We start from the raw sequence: 6,007 nt of genomic DNA on the forward strand, positions 1-6,007 counted from the left end.
GTACGAGAGGACCTGGGTGGACGAACCTCTGGTATGCCGGTTGTCGCGCCAGCGGCACGGCCGGTTGGCCACGTTCGGAAGGGATAACCGCTGAAAGCATCTAAGCGGGAAGCCTGCTCCAAGATAAGCATTCCATAGGATCCCCGGATCCTTGAACCCCCCATGAAGAACACGTGGTCGATAGGCCGGACGTGGAAGCCCCGCGAGGGGTGGAGCCGACCGGTACTAACGGGGAAAGGCGAAACCCTATGCCAACATCTTCGATTGTTGGCGACCGTGCTGCGCACAATGACACGCGGACGACAGAAAGACACTGCATCGTCGCGGAACATCGGAAAACGAACATCAGGAAGCGTCCACCATCCGGTCCCCGAACCACCACATGCCGGCCAAGACATGGTCTTGGACCGTATAACAGAAGATTTGCGGCGGTCATGGCCCAGGGGAGACGCCCGGTCCCATTCCGAACCCGGAAGCTAAGGCCTGGCACGGCGATGGTACTGCACCCGACAGGGTGTGGGAGAGTAGCACACCGCCGCATCACACGTCAAAGAAAACCCTCGGTGGAGCAACAGCCCCCGAGGGTTTCCGCATATTCCACATCGTTAAAAAGTAACGGTAGTATATTGTGACACTACAGCAGTGTCTCAATGCTTAGAGACCAAGTCTGTCAAGGACAATTGACGAGGAGGAATCCTGTGAATACTGAGCTTGATCAGGCAATTGAACAGAAACTTGAAGAACTCGAACGGATTCTACCCGCTGAGAAAGAGCCTCATTTCCCGCGCGAGGAACGGCGTTATGCGTTGGAGCAAGTAGCTTCAATAGAAAAGAGTTTGAAAGCTAAAATCGAAGCTGTACGCAAGGCTGATTCTCTGGAACTGTATCAAATTAGTATGTTCTAGTTTGTCTCAGCCTCATGACTGGGATAGGTATTGTTAGAATCTGCTGTTTCCTTTTAAAACATAAGCCGTCTTCGCCAAAGTGCGATAGTTCGCTTCTTGACGAAGACGGTATTATCATGCCGGCTTTTACTGTTGCTGGTAGAACGATTCTTGCTGGTTGTTGTTCACCAATATGTTGATACTCAAGGATGAGTTAGCTGTAAAATCGTAGCTTCCGGCGTTCCATGATTTCACATCATTGCTGAGTTTGCTCGAATCGTATCCTTTCGGATAAGCAGTAAATAAACCGCAAGGTTCCATACCGTATGCGTCGGTAATAGTGATTTGCATGCCATCCTCAATATGAGTGCTTCCTTTGGTTCCTTCCACTGCAAAGCTATTTGAGTCGCATTGCAATGCATACGATCCATCTGCATTCTGTGAGATGGATGCAAACCGGCCAGAGAATTTGGCCTCAGATTTACTGCCGTTGGGATAACCAGGTCCAGTAATGCCCAAATCGTCATCATGAAATTCACCGGTAAACGAGCCATCATTGGATACGGTCAACGTAGTAGCCCATCCGCCCGAACCAGATGAGAACAGGTAGCTTCCGGCGAACTGATTAAAGCTCTCGCTTGGTTTGGCCTCAGAAGCTGAGTCATTGGTGCTGTTGTCGTTGCCTGCATTGGTTGTATCAGTGCCGTTGATCTGATTCCAGTCAATGGGAGTCTCAACCAGATAGTAGACATTGTGCTTGTTCGGAGCTTCCTTGAACTGAACCGGCTTACTGCCGCTCGAAGGAACATATGGATCGTATCGCGGTCCGGTCGCATTGTTGTCGACTGGAATCGGTTTGTAATCCGAGTTATCTCGCTTAATCACATATGGTCGGTTCTTGTCTGGCTGGTAGCTGGATTTGTTCGTGAAATAGCCATTTGATTCCAGTGCGGAGAGATTCGCATTGACTGGCATATACACGAAGAAATCCGTGGCCTTGAATGTTTCGCCGCTTTGCTGCTGTGAACCATCCCCATTCGCGAGATGACCGTTATCACAATAGACGTAACCAGGAGTAATGGGGGAAAGATCATTACCACAATAGGCGGAACCGAGCCCCTTGTACAGTTCGAATGCTCCAGTATCACCAGAGATTAGACTGTTGTTGAGCGAGGACGCTTGTGCGATTTCAGCATCCGCCTGGTTAGTTGGCGTGCATACGCCCGGTCCCTGTATAACACCGCATAAGTTCAGACTGTCTGCTTGATTAAATTCGCCGCTCACATAGTAGGTAGTATCGCTTGCTTGCGATGCATCCTCGCTCATCGTGATGCAGTCGCCATCCTCGGTGCAGTATCGTCCGGCAAGACGGTCGGTACGGGCGATGTCCTTGAAACCGGTGTCAAACTGTCCTTTTGTGCCAGTCAATACGTCATAGCGGCCACTTGCATCGACGCCATAATACAGAGTGATATCTGTAGCATCGGTTTTGACGCCGATACCGGGATTGGCGCCCACAATTTTGCCAAAATATTGTTTGCTGCTGAATCTCGGCTCGAGCGTGACCGAATAACCTTTGCCGAACAGTTCATTTTCGGCCTGCTGCTTGTCCATTCCCGCAATTTCTACAGGAATACCATCGCCTTCGACACCGATACCAAGGTGGATGCCCTCATCGGAATCGGTGACTGGTTGACCGTCAGCTGGTGCAGAGACAGACACCTTGCCAGGATGTTCGGAAACCACCTCGTGCTCGGTGATCTTCACGCCCATCGGCTTAAGCTTTGCTTCAGCCTGCTTGGCAGTGGAGCCGACCGTGCCTTGAGGCACACCAGGACCAAGGGACTCCAGAACTGTTATTTGACTGCCTCTGGTAATGCGTTCGCCGGTTTTCGCGCCAGTCATACCGATGTAGCCGCCTTTGCGAATGGCATTATACTGTTGCTTCTTTTTGACGACGAAGCCTTTGCTGGCAAGCTGGTTTACCGCATCTTCCGCGTTGGATGCCGTGATGCTAGGCACGGTTTGCGGGCCCCACAATTCCATCTTGTAGGTGATGAAGGTAGCTGCGCATACGGCCATCGCAATCGACGCCGCGATGATAGCGATGAGCGCGGTCATCGGGAGCTTTCGTTGCATTGTGGATACACCGGTGGCTGCTGCGGGGGTGCCATCGGTGGAAGGTATATTCGATTGCTGCTGCTTGTGCGGCTGTGCGGGCGGAATGTCTACTAATGGCATTCCGCACTGCTGACAGTTTTTGGCTTCATCTGGGTTGGATGTTCCGCATCTCATGCAGGATTTCATAATTGTTTCCTTCCTTGGTCTTCCTCTTCGAATTCTTTATAGAACATATCGACTGTTATGTGAGGTCGGATAATCGGTCTATAGCCCGATTCTGCCCCAATCAAGAAAATACGATTGAAATACCGCGCGAATCTGTGCGGGAGTATTCAACTCGTCAAAGTACACATTCCGTCGCGTTGCATCGAGAATCAGATGCAGGCGCAGTGCAAAATGGCGTGGGCAGAAGAAGAACTTATACTGGCCGTCGGGATCACTCGCACTTGCGATGGTCAACCAGAATTTGGCAGTCTGGTCGCATTCTCCCAGAGGGAAGAAGCAGCCTTCATTACCGCCACCATGATCGTCGTCGTCAAAGAAGCCTCCATGAATGATGTCATCAAATGAGTCATCGAACTCCTCTTGCGTCATTGTGATGGACATGGCTGTGTTGGTAGCTATCGGTGTTGCCATCGGAGCGGTTGACTTCATATCTATCGGTTCCTTTCCTTATTGTCTCGTTGCCGTATTGGGCATGCTGGGACATCCTTCGCGGGTAGTTCACGCGGGTTGAGAAATCCTTTTTGGATTTGCTCGAGAAGATCAAGACAATTGGCTATATCAAGTTCGACATCATCCTCATTGAGCAATACGTCTGGATCGAAGTATTCGGGATAGGTGTCCATTTGCCAGTGCAACGATTTACCGTCGTATACAGAGACCTCAATTCCTGCACCATCGTTGTAATACATCCAAGAAATCGCAGCGTGGTCGGGAAGTGGCAATACTAATCCGGAATGATGCTCGATAAGCGCAACAACGCTTTCTTCGCGTCGCTCGTCATCACCGGTAAGCATATGATCACGCTTCAGATCATCTAAGCGCATCACTGAAAAGAATTGGTGAGATGAATCCCAATCCGTCGTAACTTCGTCGCCTTCCTTGTGATATCTCAGACATAAATCTGTGGTGCAATGCCAGTTCACCGGAACACGGCTGCGCAGAATGGTCTGATCGAAAGCCGTATTGTTCGGCGCTTGTAAGTGCCATTCATCATGTTGCTCATTCCACATGTGGCGACATAAGGTAAAAGCTTTTGGATAATCGTACTTGTTGAGATAATGGCGGTCGAAGTTGTCGAAGCCGGTAACTTCGAACGCCGGCATGATATTGCCGATAGCATCGAACTCGTGCTGAAGACGCTCCAGCGTTCCGGGTTGGCTGGTGTCCCCAACCCAGATGATTCCCTGTGCATGGCAATCCGGTTCGATAACTTGTTCATGACGATGGTCTGTTGGCTCGTTCTCCATAGGCTCTTTTCTCCTTTGTGATTGATTGCTGTAGCTGGTATCGGTGGCCATCGATGCCGTTACTGGTAGTAACCGGACAACTGTGCCAATAGTCGCGGCGGTACAATTTCTACATTGAGGAATCGCATGTGATGCAGCATGATAAGTAAAAAACTCGGAGGGCTATAGAGAGGAGGGGAGCAAGAATCATGCCATATGGTTGTCCATTATTCCGCCGAAACGATGTGGTCGACATCATCGAGCCGAACAATGCAGGTCAGCGGCTTTCCGGTGTTGTGCATACTGTGAATTGGCGTGATTGTTGCTACGGGGGAGTAGATGACAATGGCGACCGTTTGTGGGTCAGAGATGCGTCATATGACGTGTTTGTAGAATACGCGTCAAATCCAACCGCAGCCGGAGCGGACGAATACGATGCCGCTCGAAGAAACCTCGATTCTATCGATGATTCTGGTTCCCGACCGGGTGTCCTGTATAAGAATGTGGCTGAACGCTTTATTTGCAAACCGGGCAACACGTTGCCGGAACCTGCTGTGAGGGCGAAACAGTGGCGTAGAAATCTTGGACAGTCAGGTACCAGAGATGATCGCATTCTGTTTTGCGGAGATATCCATTGCAAGATCGACAGGTTGGGCTCGTTGATTAGCGAGGCAGCTGACCGTGTGGATGCGGGCACTATTGTGTTGCTTGGCGATTTACTCAACGAATGGAATATTGCGCCGGAGAACGAAGCTGCCGCGTTTAACAAGCTTGTTGATTGGGTGAATGATCAGCGGAGACATCGCAACGTAGTCGTATTGCTTGGCAACCATGACCTGACCTACTGGGTGCAATCAAATACACCAGATTATCGGGCCTTTAAGAGTACTTGTCCCGGATATAACGAGCCTGCTTATCCGGATGTGCATGATTTGCTTCATGCTTTACAACCTCAGATCATGTATGGATTCAATGATGCACAAGGCCATCGGGTGCTGGCCTCGCATGCCGGGCTTACTCAATCTTGGTGGAATTGGATGGCGGATGAACTGACCGCAAGCAACGGGAATGTGCCGGCTCTGCAGGATTCGAATGCCTCAACGATTGCGGATACGGTGAATACCCTTGCACAAGGTTCCGTCGGAGGAGGCATCAGACCATTCGGCATTATGGTCGGGCGTGAACGTGGCGGGAGCCGAGGAGAAGAACCTTCTCCGGTTTGGGCCGGCAAGGAGGAGTTGGGTCGAGATCCTCTCCACGGTTTTCGGCAGATTGTTGGCCATACGCCAGTTGAAACCGTGGAGTACCGACGTTGCGGTATTGGCACGGGTAAGCCAACCCCATCCGGCAAACCATCGAGATGCAGCAGGGCGGAACTGTGGTATTGCGATACCCATTCGCTGTATCGTGATGGGCGCTCCATTGGAGACGATTCGCTGCTGCTGTACGATCGCGCAAGCGGCAACGCTTGGAGCGTTACTGCTGGCATTGCAAAGCGTGCTATATAGGTTGCTGCTGGTTGCCATTGACTCATGGCGCAGCGATGGCTAT

At 51.0% G+C, this 6,007-nt stretch carries 5 protein-coding genes and 2 rRNA genes; 4 read left to right on the forward strand and 3 right to left on the reverse strand.

The features are described 5' to 3' along the window. The 3 genes from Tam1G_RS03720 to Tam1G_RS03730 all read left to right on the forward strand — a co-directional run. A 23S ribosomal RNA gene (locus Tam1G_RS03720) occupies window positions 1-248 on the forward strand; the annotation flags it as partial. Between the two features lie 176 nt (window positions 249-424). Beyond that, window positions 425-541: ribosomal RNA gene (gene rrf, locus Tam1G_RS03725) — 5S ribosomal RNA — on the forward strand. 157 nt (window positions 542-698) lie between these two features. Further along, window positions 699-905 carry a hypothetical protein gene (locus Tam1G_RS03730; protein WP_101625504.1) on the forward strand — a complete coding sequence of 69 codons (207 nt, stop codon included), beginning with the start codon at window positions 699-701 and terminating at the stop codon, window positions 903-905. A 126-nt stretch (window positions 906-1,031) separates the two neighbouring features. On the opposite strand, the gene Tam1G_RS03735 is transcribed toward Tam1G_RS03730, so the two are convergent. The 3 genes from Tam1G_RS03735 to Tam1G_RS03745 form a co-directional block, all read right to left on the reverse strand. Continuing rightward, window positions 1,032-3,179, reverse strand: coding sequence for a PASTA domain-containing protein (locus tag Tam1G_RS03735; RefSeq protein WP_165781889.1), 2,148 nt, complete (start codon window positions 3,177-3,179; stop codon window positions 1,032-1,034). 90 nt (window positions 3,180-3,269) lie between these two features. Next, entirely contained in the window at window positions 3,270-3,659 is a 390-nt protein-coding gene (locus Tam1G_RS03740; protein WP_101625506.1) for a hypothetical protein, read from the reverse strand. Window positions 3,660-3,661: 2 nt separating this feature from the next. After that, window positions 3,662-4,528 carry a hypothetical protein gene (locus Tam1G_RS03745; RefSeq protein WP_133124969.1) on the reverse strand — a complete coding sequence of 289 codons (867 nt, stop codon included), beginning with the start codon at window positions 4,526-4,528 and terminating at the stop codon, window positions 3,662-3,664. 137 nt (window positions 4,529-4,665) lie between these two features. Here Tam1G_RS03745 and Tam1G_RS03750 point away from each other — a divergent pair, with 137 nt between their 5' ends. After that, a complete protein-coding gene (locus Tam1G_RS03750; protein ID WP_101625508.1) occupies window positions 4,666-5,964 on the forward strand; it encodes a metallophosphoesterase in 1,299 nt (432 codons plus the stop codon). Window positions 5,965-6,007: the final 43 nt, after the last annotated feature.

It is taken from the genome of Bifidobacterium imperatoris (assembly GCF_002860405.1).
Classification (GTDB): Bacteria; Actinomycetota; Actinomycetes; order Actinomycetales; family Bifidobacteriaceae; genus Bifidobacterium; species Bifidobacterium imperatoris.